Source organism: Sphingomonas caseinilytica (genome assembly GCF_023516455.1).
Taxonomy (GTDB): domain Bacteria; phylum Pseudomonadota; class Alphaproteobacteria; order Sphingomonadales; family Sphingomonadaceae; genus Sphingomicrobium; species Sphingomicrobium caseinilyticum.
Window position 1 is genome coordinate 1 of sequence record NZ_JAMGBA010000005.1, and the last position, 1,621, is coordinate 1,621.

A 1,621-nucleotide genomic window follows, 5' to 3' on the forward strand; every position below is an offset into this window, starting at 1 on the left:
CTGAAGGATGGTCTGCTTTCGGTCGAACTCGTTCGTGAGATTCCCGAGGCGATGCGACCAAGAAAGGTTGCGATCGGAGGAGGCCAGCCCGAACAGCCCGCGATCGACATTTCAGCCAGAGAAAACGTCGAAGCCTAATTGCATTGGAGCACGAGGTGGCAGCTTGGGCCCGTGGCGGGCTTCCGCCTCCTATCCATGACCGGACAACCCGAGGAGGCAAATATGCGGCCCTTGGAACATCCGCATGGCTACTATCGCAAGCGGGAAAAACAGGAGCGCGAAGTGGCTGCCAACGCAAATGATGCCGCGGCAAGACAGATCCATCTCGCCTTAGCCGAAAGATATCGACAACTGGCAGAGGGCGACAACTCAACGAGCCAGTAACCTCGAACACGCCCGCCGGAGTTTTGGACTCCGGCGGGGTGTCATCCAAACAGGGCCAATTTACGGTTTCCACCCATCATGGTCGCAGGCCCGCGCGCAAGCCGCCAAATGCGACGAAGCGCGGAACAACACCTACCGCTGGCAGTCTTGGCTTCATGGAGGGGAAATCAGCCGAACTCCGCCGTAAAGCCGAACACTGTCGTCGGCTCGCCATTTGGATGGACGAGCGGACCAAGGCGGCGCTTCTGGCCATGGCCGAAGAGTGCGAGGCCGAGGCTAGCCGGGAAGAGCAAATAGCCCCGAAAATGCCCGAACAATGAGCCGTATCAAGCCGCCGACCGGGGGCGCATATCTTCAGCGCAACTCGCGCATCGCGGGCATAGATCGTCGTCGGAAGGCTTATCTTTGCGAATGGAGAAGGTCTTGGCCGGGTAGGACTCGCAGTCCGAATGCCAATGCCATAGGTCATTCTTACGTTTACTAGTTACGCCACGGCGATACTCGACCATGATCACTTCCCACGCAACAGACAAAACTTGACGTGGATTAAGGTTGCGACAGTAAGCAATTGAAAGCAAGTGAAAGCTCGGTCGGAAGTCCCCAACACATCGGGGGCTGGTCGGACACTTCCGACCAAGCGGCAACCCCTCCCCTTAAGGCGTGCCGCCGCTGGATTAACTCTGTCGGGGAATGTCGATAAGCCGACTTTGTGATATGCGGCTCGCCGGGAGGCGGCCCATGCGGATACTCGATGACTCTTCGGAGTATTACCGGATGCGCGAGCTACAAGAGCGCGATGCGGCCGCAAGAGCGCCCAACGATGCAATCGCGGAAATCCACCTCACCTTGGCTAGAGAGTATCGCAAGCTGGCCGAAGAAGCCGAAAAGCTAGGCCAATAAAAAGCCCGCCGGACAACGCTACACCCGGCGGGCATGCTCCCTTGGTGACAACTGGAACTTGCCGGAAGAAACGCGGGCGTCGCCGGTTGGTTGCTAAGTGGGCGGGAAAGCGGGCCATTCCCGCACTAGCCTACCGTCACAAATCAACTCCATCGGCGCTAAACCACGACGACCCTCGGCAAGCCTAATCGCCTGCTCTTCGTCTTCTGCCTCGAGCATTTCACGGTAGATGAGTTGCCCGCTGTAGCCGTCCAGAAAGTTCAATTGGAAACACCGCATGGGCCATCCGGCCTATGGGGCTGATCGAGTTCCAGCTTCGTCGGCTGCGCCAGTTTTT

At 58.4% G+C, this 1,621-nt stretch carries 3 protein-coding genes; 2 read left to right on the top strand and 1 reads right to left on the bottom strand.

Annotated elements, in window-relative coordinates; translation table 11 throughout:
- Positions 1-195: 195 nt before the first annotated feature.
- Positions 196-384: a hypothetical protein gene (locus LZ496_RS13830; protein WP_249905321.1), complete on the top strand. Its 189-nt coding sequence runs from the start codon at positions 196-198 to the stop codon at positions 382-384.
- 167 nt (positions 385-551) lie between these two features.
- Here LZ496_RS13830 and LZ496_RS14015 read toward each other — a convergent pair whose 3' ends face one another.
- Positions 552-677, bottom strand: a complete 126-nt coding sequence (locus LZ496_RS14015) for a hypothetical protein (protein ID WP_283938131.1) — start codon at positions 675-677, stop codon at positions 552-554.
- A 481-nt stretch (positions 678-1,158) separates the two neighbouring features.
- Here LZ496_RS14015 and LZ496_RS14020 point away from each other — a divergent pair, with 481 nt between their 5' ends.
- Positions 1,159-1,284, top strand: coding sequence for a hypothetical protein (locus tag LZ496_RS14020; RefSeq protein ID WP_283938132.1), 126 nt, complete (start codon positions 1,159-1,161; stop codon positions 1,282-1,284).
- Positions 1,285-1,621 lie beyond the last annotated feature (337 nt).